This window comes from Mesorhizobium sp. P2_F5 (assembly GCF_056403715.1).
In genome coordinates this window covers 19051-37510 of the sequence record NZ_JBFUEY010000017.1, presented here as the reverse complement: position 1 = coordinate 37510, position 18460 = coordinate 19051, and the positions used below count along the sequence as shown (strand labels likewise).

At 63.5% G+C, this 18460-nt stretch carries 14 protein-coding genes; 10 read left to right on the top strand and 4 right to left on the bottom strand.

From position 1 onward, the window contains the following. Window positions 1-24: 24 nt before the first annotated feature. The 3 genes from AC1DYO_RS21565 (at window position 25) to AC1DYO_RS21555 (ending at window position 3755) form a co-directional block, all read left to right on the top strand. Window positions 25-1899, top strand: a complete 1875-nt coding sequence (locus tag AC1DYO_RS21565; protein WP_477266531.1) for a sensor histidine kinase — start codon at window positions 25-27, stop codon at window positions 1897-1899. After that, complete coding sequence (locus tag AC1DYO_RS21560) at window positions 1899-3239, top strand: sigma-54-dependent transcriptional regulator (protein ID WP_477266530.1); 1341 nt, start codon at window positions 1899-1901, stop codon at window positions 3237-3239. Before AC1DYO_RS21565 ends, AC1DYO_RS21560 begins: the two co-directional genes overlap by 1 nt. 171 nt (window positions 3240-3410) lie before the next feature. Further along, on the top strand, window positions 3411-3755 hold the full coding sequence (locus AC1DYO_RS21555) for a hypothetical protein (protein WP_477266529.1): 345 nt from the start codon (window positions 3411-3413) through the stop codon (window positions 3753-3755). A 22-nt stretch (window positions 3756-3777) separates the two neighbouring features. On the opposite strand, the gene ggt is transcribed toward AC1DYO_RS21555, so the two are convergent. From ggt to AC1DYO_RS21540, 3 genes are all read right to left on the bottom strand, one after another. Beyond that, window positions 3778-5517, bottom strand: coding sequence for a gamma-glutamyltransferase (gene ggt / locus AC1DYO_RS21550; RefSeq protein WP_477266528.1), 1740 nt, complete (start codon window positions 5515-5517; stop codon window positions 3778-3780). 295 nt (window positions 5518-5812) lie between these two features. Then, on the bottom strand, window positions 5813-7102 hold the full coding sequence (gene rhaI / locus AC1DYO_RS21545) for an L-rhamnose catabolism isomerase (RefSeq protein ID WP_477266618.1): 1290 nt from the start codon (window positions 7100-7102) through the stop codon (window positions 5813-5815). A 61-nt stretch (window positions 7103-7163) separates the two neighbouring features. Further along, window positions 7164-9266: a bifunctional rhamnulose-1-phosphate aldolase/short-chain dehydrogenase gene (locus AC1DYO_RS21540; protein ID WP_477266527.1), complete on the bottom strand. Its 2103-nt coding sequence runs from the start codon at window positions 9264-9266 to the stop codon at window positions 7164-7166. Between the two features lie 184 nt (window positions 9267-9450). Between AC1DYO_RS21540 and AC1DYO_RS21535 the strand changes: the two genes are divergently transcribed. From AC1DYO_RS21535 to AC1DYO_RS21505, 7 genes are all read left to right on the top strand, one after another. Beyond that, window positions 9451-10254: a DeoR/GlpR family DNA-binding transcription regulator gene (locus AC1DYO_RS21535; RefSeq protein WP_023669662.1), complete on the top strand. Its 804-nt coding sequence runs from the start codon at window positions 9451-9453 to the stop codon at window positions 10252-10254. A gap of 54 nt (window positions 10255-10308) precedes the next feature. Next, window positions 10309-11304 (top strand): rhamnose ABC transporter substrate-binding protein, encoded by a 996-nt coding sequence (gene rhaS / locus AC1DYO_RS21530; protein WP_477266526.1) that lies wholly within the window; start codon window positions 10309-10311, stop codon window positions 11302-11304. A 114-nt stretch (window positions 11305-11418) separates the two neighbouring features. Beyond that, window positions 11419-12975, top strand: coding sequence for a sugar ABC transporter ATP-binding protein (locus AC1DYO_RS21525; protein WP_477266525.1), 1557 nt, complete (start codon window positions 11419-11421; stop codon window positions 12973-12975). Then, window positions 12972-13949 (top strand): ABC transporter permease, encoded by a 978-nt coding sequence (locus AC1DYO_RS21520; protein WP_477266524.1) that lies wholly within the window; start codon window positions 12972-12974, stop codon window positions 13947-13949. The genes AC1DYO_RS21525 and AC1DYO_RS21520 overlap by 4 nt, the downstream gene beginning before the upstream one ends. Continuing rightward, entirely contained in the window at window positions 13946-14941 is a 996-nt protein-coding gene (locus tag AC1DYO_RS21515) for an ABC transporter permease (RefSeq protein WP_477266523.1), read from the top strand. Before AC1DYO_RS21520 ends, AC1DYO_RS21515 begins: the two co-directional genes overlap by 4 nt. Beyond that, a complete protein-coding gene (gene rhaM, locus AC1DYO_RS21510; protein WP_477266522.1) occupies window positions 14941-15258 on the top strand; it encodes an L-rhamnose mutarotase in 318 nt (105 codons plus the stop codon). The genes AC1DYO_RS21515 and rhaM overlap by 1 nt, the downstream gene beginning before the upstream one ends. Beyond that, complete coding sequence (locus AC1DYO_RS21505) at window positions 15255-16631, top strand: FGGY-family carbohydrate kinase (RefSeq protein ID WP_477266521.1); 1377 nt, start codon at window positions 15255-15257, stop codon at window positions 16629-16631. The genes rhaM and AC1DYO_RS21505 overlap by 4 nt, the downstream gene beginning before the upstream one ends. Here the strand turns inward: AC1DYO_RS21505 and AC1DYO_RS21500 are convergent, their stop codons facing one another. Further along, a complete protein-coding gene (locus AC1DYO_RS21500; RefSeq protein WP_477266520.1) occupies window positions 16632-18458 on the bottom strand; it encodes an alanine racemase in 1827 nt (608 codons plus the stop codon). Window positions 18459-18460 lie beyond the last annotated feature (2 nt).

Genomic DNA, 18460 nt, shown 5'->3' with positions numbered 1-18460 from the left:
GCGAATTGTGCTTTGTGCGAAATCATGCACAAATGGGCGATGCTGCAACGCCCTGCCGCTGCCTTGTCATCGACGCCCGAGCAACTCGGCAAGCGAGCACGCCGCGCATGGCTGCTGTTTGCGGCGATCGCGCTTGTGATCGTGGTTACGGCGCTCACCGGCGCCGGCCTCTATGCGCGCCGTGCCGAGGTCGCAACGCTGGCAGCGCAGGGCCGCACCGATGCCAATCTGAAGGTTGCGCTGCTGCGCGCCGTGCTGGAAAGCCCGCGGGCGCTGCCGCTGCTCTTGTCCGAGGACCAGCAGGTTCATGACGCCCTGCAAGACAAAGGCGCGGTCGCGATCGACGTGCTCAACCGCAAGCTCGAAGGACTGGTCTCCGGCACCAAGGCTTCGGTGCTCTATGTCACCGGCGTCGACGGGTTCGCAATCGCCTCCAGCAACTGGCGCGAGGCGACCAGCTTCGTCGGCAACGACTATGGTTTCCGCGCCTACTTCTCCGGCGCCATGCAATCCGGGACCGCCGAATATTTCGCCCTGGGCAACACCAGCAAGCGCCCTGGCCTCTACATTTCGCGGCGCGTCGGCAATGCGGCTGCACCGCTCGGCGTCGTCGTCGTCAAGATGGAGTTCGACCAGCTTGAAGCCGACTGGCACGAGGCCAATCGCCCGGCCTATGTCAGCGACGACCATGGCGTCGTGCTGATCACCAGCGTGCCGTCCTGGCGCTTCATGACCACAGCGCCGCTGGCCGGTCCGGTGGCTGCCGCCATCCGGGGTAGCCAGCAGTTCGGCAACGCGCCGCTGATCCCCTTGCCGATCACCCGTCCCGAGGCACTGAGCCCTGACGTGTCGATGGTCCACGCGATAACGCCAGGCGGCAGCGATGCCGAATATCTCAGGCTTTCGACATTGGTCCAATCGACGCCATGGCGGCTCGATTATCTCGTCCCGGCCGAAGCGCCGATCGCGGCCGCGGTGCGTGAAATACGGCTGCTTGCGCTTGGCGTCGTGGTGCCGCTGCTGGCGCTGGCCGGCTATCTCTTGTGGCGCCGGCACTCGGCGCAGATGCGCATCGCCGCCGAACAGGCGGCGCGCATCGAACTCGAACGCCGCGTCGTCGAACGGACGCATGATTTGAGCCTCGCGCGCGACCGGCTGCAGGCCGAGATCACCGACCATCGCAGCACCGAGGCCAAGCTGCAGGTCATGCAGCAGGAGCTGGTGCAGGCCAACCGACTGGCGACTCTCGGCCAGGTTGCCGCCGGCGTCGCGCATGAGATCAACCAGCCGGTGGCGACCATCCGCGCCTATGCCGACAATGCCCGCGTGTTCCTGGAGCGCAAGCAGAGCGGACCGGCCGAGGAAAACCTTGGCGCGATTGCCGCGCTGACGGAGCGTATCGGCGGCATCACCGAGGAGCTGAAAGCCTTTGCCCGCAAGGGCCGAACTGCGGCCGAGCCGGTCGAATTGCGCGGCGTCATCGAAGGCGCCGTGGTGCTGCTCAGAAGCCGCTTTGCCGGCCGGCTGGAGGCGCTCGATATCACGCTCCCGCCGCCGACGCTCAAGGTGATGGGCAACCGGCTGCGGCTGGAACAGGTGCTGATCAATCTGTTCCAGAACGCGTTGGAAGCGCTGGAGGGCCGCGACGGTGCCAAGGTGCTGATATCAGCCGAGGAAACCGCCGACGGCGTGGCGCTTGCCGTCGCCGACAATGGACCGGGAATTCCGGACGCCGTCCTCAAATCGCTGTTCACACCGTTCAACACGTCGAAGGAAAAGGGCCTCGGGCTCGGCCTCGTCATCTCGCAGGACATCGTTGCCGACTATGGCGGACGCATCGAGGTGGCGAGCGGCGGAGACGGCACGCGCTTCACGGTTCACCTCGCCAGGGCTCAATGATGGACACGGTCATCCTGATCGACGACGACAGCGAATTGCTGAGAGCCACGCGGCAGACGCTGGAGCTCGCCGGTTTTTCGGTGTCGGCCTTTGCGATGGCTGCCGAGGCGCTGGCCGGGCTCGACGCCAATTTTCCCGGCGTGGTGGTGTCCGACATCCGTATGCCCGGGATCGACGGCCTGCAGCTCTTCGACCGCGTCTTGCAGCTCGATCCCGACATTCCGGTCATCCTGGTCACCGGGCATGGCGACATCGCGGTCGCGGTCAAGGCAATCAAGGACGGCGCCTACGACTTCATCACCAAGCCCTTCGCCGCCGACCGGCTGGCGCAAAGTGTGGCGCGGGCGGCGGAAAAGCGCCGGCTGGTGATGGAGAACCGCGCCTTGCGCGAAGGTGCCGAACAGGCGCAGGACGGCCTGCCGTTGATCGGCCAGACGCCGGCGATGGAGCGGCTCCGCCGCACGCTCAGGCAGATCGCCGACACCGATGTCGATGTGCTGGTGACCGGCGAGACCGGCTCCGGCAAGGAAGTGGTGGCGAGCCTGCTGCATCGCTGGAGCCGCCGCGCTGGGGGCAATTTCGTGGCGCTGAATTGCGGCACGCTGCCGGACACGGTCATCGAAAGCGAATTGTTCGGCCATGAGGCCGGCGCCTTCACCGGCGCCCAGAAGAAGCGCATCGGCCGCATCGAGCATTCAAGCGGCGGCACGCTGTTCCTCGACGAAATCGAAAGCATGCCGGCGTCAACCCAGGTGCAAATGCTCAGGGTGCTGGAGATGCGTGAGGTGACGCCGCTCGGCACCAACGAAGTCCGCCCAGTGGATCTGCGCGTCGTCGCCGCCGCCAAGGTCGATCTCGGCGATCCCGGCCAGCGCGGCGCCTTTCGCGAAGACCTCTATTACCGGCTCAATGTGGTGACGATCTCGATCCCGCCGCTGCGCGAACGCCGTGACGACGTCGCCCTGCTGTTCTTCTACTTCGCCGAGCGTGCCGCCGCCCGCTTCCGCCGCCAAATGCCGGCCGTGCCTGCCTCGGTGCACAGCTATCTCAGCCAGCATGACTGGCCGGGCAATGTGCGCGAACTCGCACATTTCGCCGAGCGTTTCGTGCTTGGGCTGGAGGAAGTGGGGCAGGCGCCACCTTCCGCATCGATGGAAACGGATGACACCAGTTCGCTGCCGGAACGGCTTGAGCGCTATGAGGCCGATGTCATCCGCGAGACACTTGGCCGCAATGACGGCGATGTCCGGCGCACGATCGAGGCGCTCGGCATCCCGCGCAAGACCTTCTACGACAAGCTGCAACGGCACGGCATCGTGCGCAGCGATTTTTCCAGATAATTCAGGGGTGTGAGCCCAAAGCATGGCGGATTTTGCGACCCTTTTTGAAAAAATCGTGGCAAGTCGGCATCAGAAGGTGTTGAAGACCGCATCGGCTGCCTTCGGCAAGGCGCGATCCGGTTGCGCTCGGCGGATGTTGATGATTTGTTGCCGGTCAGCGGAGAATGAGTGATGCGAGAACCTGTCGGTCAAGATGAGTATGGGTCGACCAATCCGTTCGATCCGGACGATCTGCCGAATTTGAACGCAATCGGCCCGGCCATGGGCGGTGGTAACGATTTCGAGAAATATGCCGTCGCCGTGATCATCGTCTTCGGCGCGGTGATCATTGGCGGCCTGATGGCCGCTTCCATGACCTTCGGCCACCGCAACGGCTTCCTTTTCGCGCTTGGCGGCGCGACCGCCGCCTGGATATCGGGCAATGCGCTGCTGCTCGACCGGCCGCGCATCTACGCGCTGTTCGTTGGCATCGCGGCGCTGATGCTGATCGGATCGACCCTCACACTCGTCCTTTGATCGATCTTTGTTTGATCATGACCTAGTATCCTAGAGCCTCGCCGGATTTGGCGCGGCTGTCGATGGCGCCGTTGTAGCGGGCGCCGCCGCCCTTCTCGATTTCCGCCAGGCTCTTGCCGCCGACAAGAATGCCGGCCGCCTGACCCCAGGTCGAATCAGCGAGATCGAGGTGGTAGCCCATGCCGGCCAGCAGTTTTTCGGTGTCGGGCGACAGGCCGAACGGTTCGACATAGACCGTATCTGGCAGCCACTGATGGTGGATACGCGGCGCGTCGATCGCCTCCTGGATGTTCATACCGTGGTCGATGACGTTGACGATGGCTTCCAGCGTGATGGTGATGATGCGTGAGCCGCCGGGGCTGCCGATGACCATGAACGGCTTGCCGTCCTTGGCCACGACAGTCGGGCTCATCGAAGACAGCGGCGTCTTCTTCGGCTGGATCGCATTGGCCTCGCCCTGGACCAGACCATAGAGATTGGGCACGCCGGGCTTCTGGGTGAAATCGTCCATCTCGTTGTTGAGCAGGATGCCGGTGCCGTCGGCAACGACGCCGGCGCCGAACGAGCCGTTCAGCGTGTAGGTGACCGCGACCGCGTTGCCGTCATTGTCGATGATCGAATAGTGCGTCGTCTCCTTCGACTCGCCAAAGCCCTTCGGCATCAGGTCCTGAGAGACGCCGGCGCGGAACGGATCGATCTTGTCGCGGATGTCCTTGGCGTACCCCTTGTCGAGCAGTTTTGAGACCGGATTGTCGACGAAATCGGGATCGCCAAGGGCCGAGTTGCGGTCGACATAGGCATGGCGCATCGCCTCGACCATGACATGCACCGTCTCGGCCGAGCCGGCGCCGAGATAGGACAGCGGATAACCTTCCAGCACATTGAGGATTTCGCAGATGATGACGCCGCCGGAGCTTGGCGGCGGCGAAGAGACGATTTCGTAGCCGCGATAGGTGCAGCTCACCGGCTTCAGCTCGCGCACCGCGTACTGCTCGAAATCGGCCTTGGCGAGAATGCCGCCCTTGGCGCCGCTCGCCTTGACGATGGCATCAGCGATGGCGCCTTTGTAGAAGGCGTCGGCGCCTTTTTCGGAAATGGCGGCGAGCGATGCGGCAAGATCGGGCTGGAGGAGACGCTCGCCGGCGCCATAGGGCTTGCCGTCGGGCTTCAGGAAGATGGCGGCCGCGGCAGGGTCCTTCGCCAACCGCGCGGCATTGCTTGCGAACGAGGCAGCGTCGCCCTGGTCGAGGATGAAGCCATCCTTGGCATAGGCAATTGCCGGCGCCATCAAGTCCTCGCGGGTCAGCGTGCCATATTTTTCACGCGCCATCTCGAAACCTGCCACGGAACCCGGCACGCCGACCGCGAGATAGCCATCGAGGCTGGCGCCCTTCACCGGCTTGCCGTCCTTGTCGAGATACATGGTCTTGGTCGCCGCCAGCGGCGCCCGCTCGCGGAAATCGAGGAACGTCGATTTGCCGTCCTTGAAGCGGATGGTCATGAACCCCCCGCCGCCGATATTGCCGGCATTAGGGTAGAGGACCGCGAGCGCATAGCCGACGGCGACCGCCGCATCGACGGCGTTGCCGCCCTTCTTCAGCACCTCGACGCCGGCTTCCGACGCCAGATGCTGGGCGGTGACGACCATGCCGTGCTCACCCTTTGCGGGCTGCGGCGAGGCAGCGAAGACGGCTGCGGATAGCGTCAGCGCTATTGCGAACGAAAGGGTGACGCCAATCAGCGTCCGGCGGGTCAAGGGCATGGCGGTGCTCCTAGTGCAGTGGGCCTAGAAGAGCTACTTGGAGCGGCCGAGTCCATCATCAATATGAGCGAACACATATTGGTGTTCGCCCGCTGGCCGAGGATCAGCTGATCTCCCCCCTCGTGGGGGAGATGCCCGGCAGGGCAGAGGGGGGCGCGAAGGATCGCCGACCTGCGGATGCTCGATCATCCAAATCTGTTTGATGTGCAAACGGAAGATTTTGAGATGTCAGCAGGACAGCGCCCCCCTCTGTCCTGCCGGACATCTCCCCCACAAGGGGGGAGATTGGCTAATCTCAAACAATCCCGCCGCTGCCACCCGCAACCGCCGGCCGTTCCGCCGCGACCTTCGCCCTGTAGCCTGCCGCACGGTAAGCGGCGACCGGATCGATGGCGCCGCCGGTTTTCAGCCGCGCCATAGCGAGGATCGGCTCGACATCGGTGCGGTAGGCCGCTTTCAATGTCTGCGTCGCCATCAGCGCGTCATTGCCGTCCTGAAAGCCTTCGAGTGCCTTGCGGTCGACCAGCAGCGCCTGCGCATAGGCGCGCTGCACCTCGACCGCAGACAACATCAGGCTTTCGATCGGGTCGGTGACGTTGTGGCTCTGGTCGAGCATGTGGGCGGGATCGAACCCTTCGGCGCCGGACAGTTCGGCATCGACCAGTTCGTTGAAGACCAGGAACAGGCGGTAGGGATCGATCGAGCCGGCGTCGAGATCGTCGTCGCCATACTTCGAATCATTGAAGTGAAAGCCGCCGAGTTTCTTGAACTGGATCAGCCGCGACACGATCATCTCGATGTTGACGTTCGGCGCATGGTGGCCGAGGTCGACGAGGCAGAACGCCTTGTCGCCAAGCTCCTTTGATATCATGTAGTTGGTGCCCCAGTCCTGCACGACAGTCGAATAAAAGGCCGGCTCGTACATCTTGTGCTCGGTGAACAGCTTCCAGTCGGCGGGCAGCCCGGCATAGACTTGCTTCATCGCATCGAGATAGCGCTCGAAGGCTTTTGCGAAATTGACCTGGCCGGGGAAGTTCGAGCCGTCGCCGATCCACACCGTCAGCGCTTTGGAACCAAGCGTCTTGCCGATCTCGATGCATTCGAGATTGTGCTCGACCGCTTGCCGGCGGGTGCCGGCGTCGGCATGCGACAGCGAGCCGAATTTGTAGGAAAGCTTCTGGTCCCTGGCATCCGAGAAGGTGTTGGAGTTCATGGCGTCGAAGCTGAGGCCGAAACGCGAGGCCGACTGCTTCAGCCGGTTCGGATCGGCCTTGTCCCAAGGGATATGCAGCGAGACGGTCGGCGTTGCCTGCGTCAACTGGCTGATGACAGCGCAGTCCTCGATCTTGTCGAAGATATCGCGCGGCTCGCCGGCGCCGGGAAAGCGGGCGAAGCGGGTGCCGCCGGTGCCAACGCCCCAGGAGGGAATGGCCACCGCGAATTTCTCGACCTTGTCGCGGATGGAGTCGATGGCGATGCCGCGACGGTCGAGGCGTTCGCCGAGCGAGGCGTAGTCGCGCTCGAGGTCGGGTTTGCGGGCGGCGTTGTGCTTGGGGGGGGGGGGGGGGCCCCCCCACCCCGGCAGGCATTCCCCGCTTCGCGGCGACTGCCTGCCGACCCTCCCCACAAGGGGGAGGGTAAAAAGCTTAGCGCGTAAAGCTCTGCGCGTTGCCGGCGTCGACGTTGATGATGTTGCCGGTGGATTTGGCCGACATGTCGGAGGCGAAGAAATAGATCGCTTCGGCGATGTCTTCCGGAAACACCGAGCGCTTCAGCATCGAGCGCGAGCGGTAGTGCTCCTCCAGATCGTCGGTCGACATCTTGTAGGCGGCGGCGCGCTGTTCCTTCCACTCGCCGGTCCAGATTTTCGAGCCGCGCAGCACGGCGTCCGGATTGACGACGTTGACCCGGATCTGCGCTTCCGCGCCTTCCAGCGCCAGGCAACGCGCGAGGTGGATTTCTGCGGCCTTGGCGGTGCAATAGGCGGCGGCGTTGGGCGAGGCGGCAAGGCCGTTCTTGGAGGCGACGAAGACGACATTGCCGCCGATCTTCTGGGCGCGGAACAGCCGGAAGGCTTCGCGCGAGACCAGGAAATAGCCGGTCGACAATATGTCCATGTTCTTGTTCCACAGCGCCAGCGTCGTCTCCTCGATCGGCGCCGAGGAGGCCAGGCCCGCATTGGACACCAGAATGTCGATGCCGCCGAACTCGACCGATGTTTCGGCAAAGCCGGAGACGACCTGTTCCTCCGCGGTGACGTTGATCAGCACCGGCCGGACGAAGTCCTTGCCATAGGCTTTCGCCAGTTCGTCATTGGCGCTGGCAAGCGCCGTCTCGTCGATATCGGCCAGCACGACGCAGGCGCCTTCGCGCAGCAAGCGGTTGGCGGTGGCGCGGCCGATGCCGCCGGCGCCACCGGTGACCAGCGCGATCTGGCCGGCTAGCGACTTCGGCTTCGGCATGCGTTGCAGCTTCAGATCCTCGAGCAGCCAGTACTCGATGTCGAAGGCTTCTTGCGCCGGCAGGCCGACATAGGACGAGACGGTGGAGGCGCCGCGCATGACGTTGATGGCGTTGACGTAGAATTCGCCCGAGATGCGCGCCGTCGCCTTGTCGCCGGCGAAGGTGAACATGCCGACACCGGGCATCAAATAGACGACGGCATTGGGATCGCGGATGGCGGGCGAGTCCGGGTGCTTACAGCCGTCGTAATAGGCCTGGTAGCCGACACGATAGGCGGCGATATCGTCGGCGAGGCGCGCAATGACCGCATCGACATCAGGCTTTGCCGGATCGAATTCGATGACCAGCGGCCGGATTTTTGTGCGCAGGAAATGGTCCGGGCATGAAGTGCCGAGTGCGGCCAGCGGGCGCAAATCCCTGGAGTTGACGAATTCGAGCACGGCGGGCTGGTCGTCGAAATGGCCGAGCTTGTGGCTCTTTTCCGAGATCAGGCCGCGGATCCTCGGCATCAGTTTTGCCGCAATGGCGCGGCGTTCCGCAGCGTCGAGCGATTTGACGACTTCGCCGCCGAAGATGGCCAGTCCCTCGGAGCGGCGCTCGAACCACTCGATCGCCTGGTTGATGACAGAGATCGTCGTCTCGTAGCACTCCTTCGGCGTGTCGCCCCAGGTGAACAGGCCGTGGCTTTCGAGGATGACGCCCTTGGCGTCGGGATGTTCGACACAGAATTTCTCCAGCCACAGGCCAAGTTCGAAGCCGGGCCGCTTCCACGGCAGCCAGCCGATGGCGTCGCCGAAGATTTCTTTCGTCAGCGCTTTCGAATCCTTCGCCGCGGCAATGGCGATGATGGCATCGGGATGCATGTGGTCGACAAAAGGCTTCGGCACATAGGCATGCAGCGGCGTGTCGATCGAGGCCGCGCGCGGGTTGAGGTTGAAGGTGCAGTGGGGCAGATAGCCGACCATCTCATCCTCATGCGCGACGCCGCGATAAAGGCCTTTCAGCGCCTGCAATTTGTCCATGTAGAGCGTGGCGAAACCGTCGAGCTTGATAGAAGCGCTATCCCCACCCGAGCCTTTGACCCAGAGCACTTCGACATCAGCGCCGGTGAGCGGATCCTTCTGCCATATCTTGGACGAGGTGTTGCCGCCGCCAAAGTTGGTGACGCGCTTGTCGGAGCCGAGCGTGTTGGAGCGATAGACCAGAAGCTCAGGCCCGCTCATCCCTTCGGCTTTCGCATCGTCCCACAGATTGGCAAGGCGCGAGCCGGAGCGCTTGTCGAGCATAATTATCCTCCCTGAGACGCAAAAAGCCGCAGTCCATTTTGCCGGAAATGTCTACGCAAGCGGGCCTCATGTCAATCACAAACGATCAATATCGATCATATTGCACTGCACAATGAAATTATATGATTGGAAATGATTGACACTGGTGGTTTTCTAGTGCCTCATGACCGTGCAGGGAGGAACCATGCACGAAAAAGAGCGCCACAGGATCATTCTGTCCGCCGTCCAGGAAAAGCCTGTGGTGACGGTGCAGGAGATGGTCGACCTGACGGACTCTTCCGAGGCGACGATCCGGCGCGACATTGCCGCTCTCCACGTGCAAAAGCGCCTGCGCCGGGTGCGCGGCGGCGCCGAGGCGATCTCGCCGCCGCAGTTCATCGGCCTTGCCGGCCGGCCCTTTTCCGTCAATGAAACGCTCAATGCGTCGCAGAAGCGGGCGATCGCTCGGGAAGCGGTTGAGCTGTGCAAGGATGGCGAGCCGATCATCATCAATGGCGGCACCACCACCTTCCAGATGGTGCATTTCCTGACCGGGCGCCGCATGCCGATCTTCACCAATTCGTTCCCGATCGCCGAGCACCTGCTCAAGCACTCCAAGAACACCGTGATGCTGTCGGGCGGCACCATTTACCGCGAGCAGAACATCATCCTGTCACCCTTCGACAATGACGTGACGCGCAATTTCTATGCGCGCCGCATGTTCATGGGGGCGCAGGGGCTCGGCCCGCTCGGCCTGATGGAAGGCGATCCGCTGCTGATCCAGGCGGAGCAGAAACTGATCGACCAGGCCGACGAGCTGGTGGTGCTGGTCGATTCCTCGAAGTTCCGCCAGCGCTCCAGCCTGATCCTGTGTGGGCTCAAGCGCATCGCCACCGTCATCACCGATGACGGCATCGAGGATCGCGAAGCCAACATGCTGGAAGCCGCGGGTGTGACGCTGATCGTCGCCCGCAAGTCGGCAAAGGAAGAATCTTCGCTGCAGGCCTGAGACCAACTCACGCCGCAGCGGCGATGGAATGCAACGCTCAAGGGAGGAAATACGATGAGCTTTCTGAAGAAATTGATGGTGACAGCGGCATTCTCGGCCGCTATGTTCGTGAATGCCGCCTATGCGGAGAACGTCAAGATCGCGCTGGTGGTGAAGTCGCTCGGCAACGGCTTCTTCGATGCCGCCAACAAGGGCGCCGAAGAGGCGGCCAAGGAACTCGGCGATGTCGACATCATCTACACCGGCCCGACCAAGGCGACCGCCGAAGCGCAGATCGAAGTGGTCAATTCGCTGATCGCGCAGAAGGTCAACGCCATCGCGATTTCGGCCAATGACGCCGACGCGCTGGTGCCGGTGCTGAAGAAGGCGATGGAGCGCGGCATCACCGTCATCTCGTGGGATTCGGGCGTCGCCAAGGAAGGCCGCCAGCTGCACCTCAACCCGTCCGACACCGGCCTGATCGGCGAGACCATCATCAAGCTTGCCGCCGACTATCTGCCGGAAGGCGGCGAGGTCGCCATCCTGTCCGCTTCGTCCACCGCGACCAACCAGAACGCCTGGATCGACGCGGCCAAGAAAATCCTGCCGGAGAAATTCCCCAAGATCAAACTCGTCGCCACCGTCTATGGCGATGACGACTCGGCCAAGAGCACCGACGAAGCCAAGGGCCTGTTGAAGTCCTATCCGAACCTCAAGGCGATCATCGCGCCGACCACCGTCGGCGTCGTTGCCGCCGCCCAGGTCGTCACCGACGCGAACCTGATCGGCAAGGTCAACGTCACCGGTCTCGCACTGCCGTCCGAGTTCAAGAAGTTCATCGACAACGGCTCCAGCCAGGCGGTTGCGCTGTGGAACCCGATCGACCTCGGCTACTCCGCCGTCTACCTCGCCCATGATCTGGCGGTGAAGAAGGAAGAGGCGAAGCCGGGCGCGACGCTGTCGATCGGCCGTGTCGGCAAGGTGACGCTCGACGACTCGAACGCGGCTGCGATGGCTCCGCCCTTCCAGTTCGACAAGACCAACATCGAAAAGTTCTCCAAGATCTATTGATCTGGAGCGCCAGCACCCTCCCCCTTGTGGGGAGGGTCGGCGAGGCGGTCTTGCGAAGCGAAGCCGGCGAGACGGGGTGGGGTTGGCGACATCTCCATGTGCCAGGACCTTGATATGCTAGTAGACCCCCACCCCGCTCACGTCGTTCGCGACCCTCCCCACAAGGGGGAGGGTAAAGCTGCCCCGCGCCTGACGCTGTCCGGCGTCTCCAAAAGCTTTCCCGGTGTGCGCGCGCTGCACAATGTCAGCCTGTCGCTTTACCCCGGCCAAGTAACCGCGCTGATCGGCGAGAACGGCGCCGGCAAGTCGACGCTGGTCAAGATCATGACCGGCATCTACCAGCCCGACGCGGGCACGATCAGCATTGACGGTCAGGCCGTCACTCTGCCCAGCGCGCATGCCGCCTTTGGCCATGGCGTCACCGCCATCCATCAGGAGACGGTGCTGTTCGACGATCTGAGCGTCGCCGAAAACATCTTTCTCGGCCATGCGCCGCGCACCCGCTTCGGCACCATCGACTGGCGCATGATGCGCAAGAATGCACGCGAGGTGCTCGACACCATGCATGCCGGCCATATCGACGCCGATGCGCGGCTGAAGGATCTCGGCATCGCCAACAAGCATCTAGTGGCCGTGGCGCGCGCCATGTCGATCGATGCGCAGATCGTCATCATGGACGAGCCGACCGCCGCGCTTTCGATGAAGGAGATCGAGGAGCTCTTTTTGCTCATCGAATTCCTCAAGGAGGAAGGCAAGGCGATCCTGTTCATCAGCCACAAGTTCGACGAGATTTACCGGATCGCCGACCGCTACACGGTGTTCCGCGATGGCGAGATGGTCGGCGAAGGCCTGATTAGGGATGCCGGCCAGAGCCAGATCGTGCGCATGATGGTCGGCCGCTCGGTCGACCATATCTTTCCGCAGCGCAAGGCCGAGATCGGCGCGCCGGTGCTGTCGGTCTCCGGCCTGTCGCACCCGACCGAATTCAACGACATCGGCTTCGAGCTGCACAAGGGCGAGATCCTCGGCTTTTACGGCCTTGTCGGCGCCGGACGCAGCGAGGTGATGCAGGCGATATCGGGCATCACCCGCACATCGGCCGGCACGATCACGCTGGAAGGCAAGACGATTGCGCCAAGATCGGCGGCGGATTCGATCGAGGCCGGCATCGTCTACGTGCCGGAAGAACGCGGCAAGCAAGGCGTGGTGATCGGCCTGCCGATCTTCCAGAATGTCTCGCTGCCTTCACTCAAGCGCACGTCGAAATCCGGCCTGCTGCGATTGTCGGAAGAGTTCGCGCTCGCCCGCTCGTACACCGAGCGGTTGGACCTGCGCGCCTCCTCGCTTAGCCAGGATGTCGGCACGCTGTCGGGTGGCAACCAGCAAAAAATCGTCATCGCCAAATGGCTGGCGACGGCGCCCAAGGTGATCATTCTGGACGAGCCGACTAAAGGCATCGACATCGGCTCCAAGGCCGCAGTGCATGGCTTCATGGCCGAGCTCGTGGCGCAAGGCCTGTCGGTGATCATGGTGTCGTCGGAACTGCCCGAAATCCTCGGCATGTCCGATCGCGTGGTCGTCATGCGCGAAGGCTTGGTCGCGGCGGTCTACGACAATAAGGGGCTGGACGCCGAGACGCTGGTTCGGACAGCCGCGGGGATCGCGGCATGAAGGCATTCCTCAAATACCGCGAGATCTGGCTGGCTGCGGCGATCGTCGTTTTGATCGGGCTTATCTCGACGCGGTTTCCGGGCTTCGCCGACCCCGGCAATCTCGGCCAGGTGTTCAACGACACGTCGATCCTGATGATCCTGGCGCTGGGACAGATGGTTGTCATCCTGACCCGGTCGATCGACCTGTCGATGGCCTCCAACCTCTGTTTCACCGGCATGGTGGTGGCGATGCTGAACGCAGCACACCCGGCGATCCCGATCCCGCTGCTGATCGTCATCGCGCTGGTTGTCGGACTGCTACTCGGCGCCATCAACGGCCTTCTGGTGTGGCGGCTGAACATTCCCTCGATCGTGGTGACACTGGGCACGCTGACGATCTATCGCGGCGCTACTTTCGTCCTGTCCGGCGGCGCCTGGGTCAATGCCGACAAGATGAGCCCGGAGTTCATCGGCTTCCAGCGCGCGGCCTTCCTCGGCATTCCAGTGCTGTCATGGATCGCCATCCTGGTCATCGCGCTGTTCTTCGTGCTGATGACCCGCACCGCACTCGGCCGCTCGATCTATGCCATCGGCGTCAATCCTACGGCATCGGTCTATGCCGGCATCGATGTCGGCCGCACCAAATTCATCGTCTTCTGCATCTCCGGCATGATCGGCGGACTTGCCGGTTATCTCTGGATCTCGCGTTATGTCATCGCCTCGGTCGAGGTCGCCAACGGCTATGAGCTCAACATCATCGCCGCCTGCGTCATCGGCGGCATTTCGATTGCCGGCGGCATCGGCTCGGTCGGCGGCGCGGTGCTGGGCGCGCTGTTCCTCGGCATCATCTCCAATGCACTGCCGGTGATCAACATCTCGCCTTTCTGGCAGATGGCGATCTCTGGCAGCGCCATCATCCTGGCCGTCGTGCTCAACGCGCGCGGCGAACGCCAGAAAGGCCGCATTATTCTCAGAAAAGCGGAGGCGGCATGAGCGACGTTCCTGCCCCGCGCCATATCCCGGACCGGCTCGACAAGCCGCTCTCCTCCGCGATCTTTTCCTGGGAGGCGCTGCTGGTCGTGGTGGCGGTCGCCATCTTCGCCATCAACAGTTTCGCCTCGCCCTATTTCCTTGACGCCTATTCGCTGTCGGACCTGACCTTCAATTTCACCGAGAAGGGCTTGATCGCCTTCGCCATGGCGCTGCTGATCATTTCGGGCGAGATCGACCTGTCGGTCGCCGCTATCATCGCGCTCGCCTCGACCATGATGGGGATGGCGGTGCAGGCCGGTGCCGACACGCCGGCGCTGGTGGCGATCGGCATCATCGCCGGGCTCGGCTGTGGCGCCTTCAACGGGCTCTTGGTGACAAGGCTCGGCCTGCCCTCCATAGTCGTCACCATCGGCACGATGAGCCTGTTTCGCGGCATCGCCTTCATCATTTTGGGCGACCAGGCCTACAAGGGCTATCCCGAGAGTTTTGCTTTCTTCGGCCAGGGCTATGTCTGGTGGGTGGTGTCGTTCGAGCTGGTGCTCTTCCTCATCGCGGCCGTCGTCTACTGGTTCCTGCTGCATCGCACGAGTTTCGGCCGTCGCGTCTTTGCCATCGGCAACAATCCGGTCGCGGCACAGTTTTCTGGCGTGCGTGTCGGCCGTATCAAATTCATCCTGTTTTGCCTGACAGGGCTGATGGCGGGCATCGCCTCGGTGCTGATCACCTCACGGCTCGGCTCGACGCGGCCATCGATCGCGCAGGGCTACGAGCTCGAAGTCATCACCATGGTGGTGCTGGGCGGCGTCAGCATCTTGGGCGGCTCCGGCAGCATTTTGGGCGTCGTGCTCGCCGCCTTCATCATGGGGCTGGTGACCTTCGGGCTCGGCCTGCTCAACGTGCCCGGCATCGTCATGTCGATCTTCATCGGCCTGCTGCTGATCATCGTCATCGCGCTGCCGATCGTCTGGCGGCGGTTGCGTGGTAACAGCTGATGGCCGAGAAATACGCTTTCAAGATGAAGCTCAAACCCGGCATGAAAGCCGAGTACAAGAAGCGCCACGACGAGATCTGGCCGGCACTGGTGGCGCTGCTGAAACAGGCCGGCGTCTCGGATTATTCGATCCATCTCGATGAAGAGACCAACATCTTGTTCGGCGTGCTGTGGCGGCGCGACGATCATGGGATGGCCGACCTGCCGAAACATCCGGTGATGCAGCGCTGGTGGGCCCACATGGCCGACATCATGGAAACGAAGTCCGACAACGAGCCGGTGGCCGTGCAGCTGGAAACAGTGTTCCATATGGCATGAGTGGGCTACGCCATATCGCCGTCATCGACATCGGCAAGACCAACGCCAAGGTGGCGCTGGTCGACCTCGTCACGCTGAGCGAGGTGGCGCTGCGCCGCACAGCGAATGCACCTGTGCGGCAGCAGCCCTACCCGCACCACGATGTCGAGGCGCTGTGGACGTTCATCCTCAACAGCCTCACCAGCCTCAACCGCGAACAGCGCATCAACGCGATTTCGACCACCACGCATGGCGCGACGGGCGCGCTGGTCGACGCCGCGGGCGAACTGGCGCTGCCAGTGCTCGACTATGAATTCGATGGCCCCGACAGACTGGCGTCGGAGTATGACGCTGTTCGACCGCCCTTCGCCGAGACCGGTACGCCGCGCCTGCCTCTCGGCCTCAATCTCGGTGCGCAATTCTTCTGGCAGCAGAAGCGCTTTCCCGCGGAATTCGCCAAGGCGACGGCGATGCTGATGTACCCGCAATACTGGGCGCTGCGCCTGACCGGCATCGCCGCCAATGAGGTGACCTCGCTCGGCTGCCACACCGATCTGTGGAACCCGTGGAAGGGTGATTTCTCGTCGATGGTCGACAGCCTGAAATGGCGCGGCCTGATGGCGCCGGTGCGGCCGGCCAGGGACCGGCTGGGACCTATCCTGCCGGCGCTTGCCGCGCGAACCGGCCTCGATCCGCAGACGCCTGTCTTTTGCGGCCTGCACGATTCCAACGCTTCGCTGCTGCCGCATCTCCTGTCCGACGCACCGCCCTTCTCGGTCGTCTCGACCGGAACCTGGGTGGTGTCGATGGCGGTCGGCGGCAGGACGGTCGACCTTGATCCGGCGCGCGACACGCTGGTCAATGTCAGTGCGCTCGGTGCTCCCGTCCCCTCGGCACGCTTCATGGGCGGCCGTGAATTTTCCCTGCTGACCAAGGACAAACCACAGGATTGCAGCGGCAGCGATGTGCTGGCGGTCCTGACCAAAAAGATGCTGCTTTTGCCGTCGACGCAGCAGGGATCGGGACCTTTCCCGCACCATGAGGCAGCGTGGCTTAATACCGACAGCATCAGCAAGGGCGAGCGCTTCGCTGCCATCTCGTTCTACCTGGCGCTGATGACGGCGACCTGCCTCGAGCTGATCGGCGCCGACGGGCCGACCACCGTCGAAGGCCCCTTCGCCCGCAACCGTCTCTTTGTCGGCATGCTGGCCGCAGCGACCGGGCGCACCGTCATCGCCTCGGAGGCGGCCACCGGCACCAGCATCGGCGCGGCGCTGCTCGCATCCGAAGAGACGCCGGCGCACGGCAAGGGCGAGCGGATAGAACCGCAAACCGACCCGATCTGGGTGGCCTATGTCAGGGCGTGGCGCGCGGCTGTACGTGCGCAGGGCTGATCACAAAATCCGCTTGCCGAAGGCCGACATGACGAAGCTGACGGCGTCGGTGGCGATCCTGGGTTCGAGCTCCGCTGTCAGCCCCGAAACGTCCATCGATAGCAGCCCGCCCGACAGCGCGATCGCCTCCATCGCCTGGTGCGTCTCGCGCACCGTCAGTCCGCCGGAGCCAGCCACCCAACCGGCGAATTCGGTGGCCGTCGGCGAATAGCTGACATGAAAGCCCTGCGTTCCCGAAGTAGCGATGCGGATCGCCTCATGCATGAGGTCGCGCACGCCCATGGCGTCGATGTCGGTCATGGTGAAGGCCGAAACGCGCGAATCCTTCAGCACCCTCGCTTCGGCCGGATCGGCATGGCGCAGGCCGATGATGACGACATTTTCCGGCGATAGCTGCGGCTGCAGCGCGCCGGCCTTGTGATCGAGACCAAGTGTGCGCGCCAACACCGAGGCTTCCGGCATAGCGGTGGCGTCTTCGTCCTCGGGCATGAGCGCGGCGATGGAATCGATCCAGATCAGGCCGAAGGAGTGCGTCGCGCGCGCCGTTGCGGTCAGCGCCTTGTGGGCGATGCGGCGGTCGACGCCGGCAGCGAGCCGGATCAGGCCTGAGGGCGGGCGCTCGACATCGGCGAGTTCGACGACATCGAAATTCATCGCCTCCAGCCGCGCGCCGGTTCCCTCTCGCGCAAGGATGCCGGCGGCTTCTTGTTCGGCCGAGATCGACACCATCTTGCGGCCGGAGAAATCCGCCACATCGTGCATCGGGGCCTTTTCGACATATTCCGAGGTCATCGCCAAAAGCATGGCGCCATAATTCATGCGGAAGGCGACGCGGTCACCGACGGTTGGACGCGGATCGGCGTCCTGCACGTCGAGCAGCAGATGGTCGCTGGAAGCGCCGAGCACCCTCACCCCCTTGGCGATCGGCGTCAGCCCTTCGACCAGCACGTCCTCGCGACCGATGTTCGCGATGGCGCGCAGCCGGTCGCCTTCGTCGGGAAAGACCGGCTGGTTGCCGAAAGCGTCGTAGCCGGATTCGCCGATCGGCCGCGAGGGCTTGAGCTTGACCTCGATGATGTCGCTGGTCAGGCGACAGGCATCGGGTTCGAGTTCCGGCCACGGCACATCGCGGAACGTCTCGATACCGCCTTGCAGGATCGCTTCGCCGACTCTCAGATTGTTGATGCCGGCGGGCAGCTTGCCTTCGAGCAGCAGCGTCAGCGAGGACGAGGCACCGCCGGAAATGAAATCGAGGCCTTTTCCGGACAAGCGCTCGGTCTTGTAGGCATGGGCGACGAGTTGCCCGAGATTCTCCGGCGTCGGCATGATGGCGCCGAAACAGCCGAGATTGGTGCCGATGCCAGCGATGCGCACGCCCTTGAACGCCAGGATCTGCTCGACGGTAGGGATCAAATCGCTCGGCCAGATGCCTTCACGGAGGTCGCCGAGGTCGATCATCAGCATGATGTCGTGGACGCGGCCCATGCGCTCGGCGATGCGCGATATCTCGCGGATCGTGGTCAGCTCCGATTGCAGGCTGATGTCGACGGTGCGCACCACCTCCTCGACGCGCGCCATGGGCGGGCTGCGCAGCAGCATGATCGGCGCGTTGATGCCGCTGTCGCGCAGCCGGCGGATGTTTTCGAAACGCGATTCGGCGATGCCGGAAACGCCGCCGCGCAGCATGGCGCGCGCCACTTGCGGCATGCCGCAGGTGCCCTTGGTCACGCCGAACACCTTGATACCCGACAATGCGCAGCGCTCGACGATCCTGCGTGCATTGCGCTCGATGCGGCCAAGGTCGATGGCGACTTGCGGTCCCGACATCC

Excerpts from the sequence above, each read along its gene's own strand:
- AC1DYO_RS21555 (WP_477266529.1), top strand. The coding sequence starts at position 3,411 with ATGCGAGAACCTGTCGGTCAAGATGAGTATGGGTCGACCAATCCGTTC.
- AC1DYO_RS21500 (WP_477266520.1), bottom strand. The coding sequence starts at position 18,458 with ATGTCGGGACCGCAAGTCGCCATCGACCTTGGCCGCATCGAGCGCAAT.
- AC1DYO_RS21520 (WP_477266524.1), top strand. The coding sequence starts at position 12,972 with ATGAAGGCATTCCTCAAATACCGCGAGATCTGGCTGGCTGCGGCGATC.
- AC1DYO_RS21540 (WP_477266527.1), bottom strand. The coding sequence starts at position 9,266 with ATGCTCGACAAGCGCTCCGGCTCGCGCCTTGCCAATCTGTGGGACGAT.
- AC1DYO_RS21535 (WP_023669662.1), top strand. The coding sequence starts at position 9,451 with ATGCACGAAAAAGAGCGCCACAGGATCATTCTGTCCGCCGTCCAGGAA.
- AC1DYO_RS21560 (WP_477266530.1), top strand. The coding sequence starts at position 1,899 with ATGGACACGGTCATCCTGATCGACGACGACAGCGAATTGCTGAGAGCC.
- AC1DYO_RS21505 (WP_477266521.1), top strand. The coding sequence starts at position 15,255 with ATGAGTGGGCTACGCCATATCGCCGTCATCGACATCGGCAAGACCAAC.
- ggt (WP_477266528.1), bottom strand. The coding sequence starts at position 5,517 with ATGCCCTTGACCCGCCGGACGCTGATTGGCGTCACCCTTTCGTTCGCA.
- rhaM (WP_477266522.1), top strand. The coding sequence starts at position 14,941 with ATGGCCGAGAAATACGCTTTCAAGATGAAGCTCAAACCCGGCATGAAA.
- rhaS (WP_477266526.1), top strand. The coding sequence starts at position 10,309 with ATGAGCTTTCTGAAGAAATTGATGGTGACAGCGGCATTCTCGGCCGCT.
- AC1DYO_RS21515 (WP_477266523.1), top strand. The coding sequence starts at position 13,946 with ATGAGCGACGTTCCTGCCCCGCGCCATATCCCGGACCGGCTCGACAAG.
- AC1DYO_RS21565 (WP_477266531.1), top strand. The coding sequence starts at position 25 with ATGCACAAATGGGCGATGCTGCAACGCCCTGCCGCTGCCTTGTCATCG.
- AC1DYO_RS21525 (WP_477266525.1), top strand. The coding sequence starts at position 11,419 with ATGCTAGTAGACCCCCACCCCGCTCACGTCGTTCGCGACCCTCCCCAC.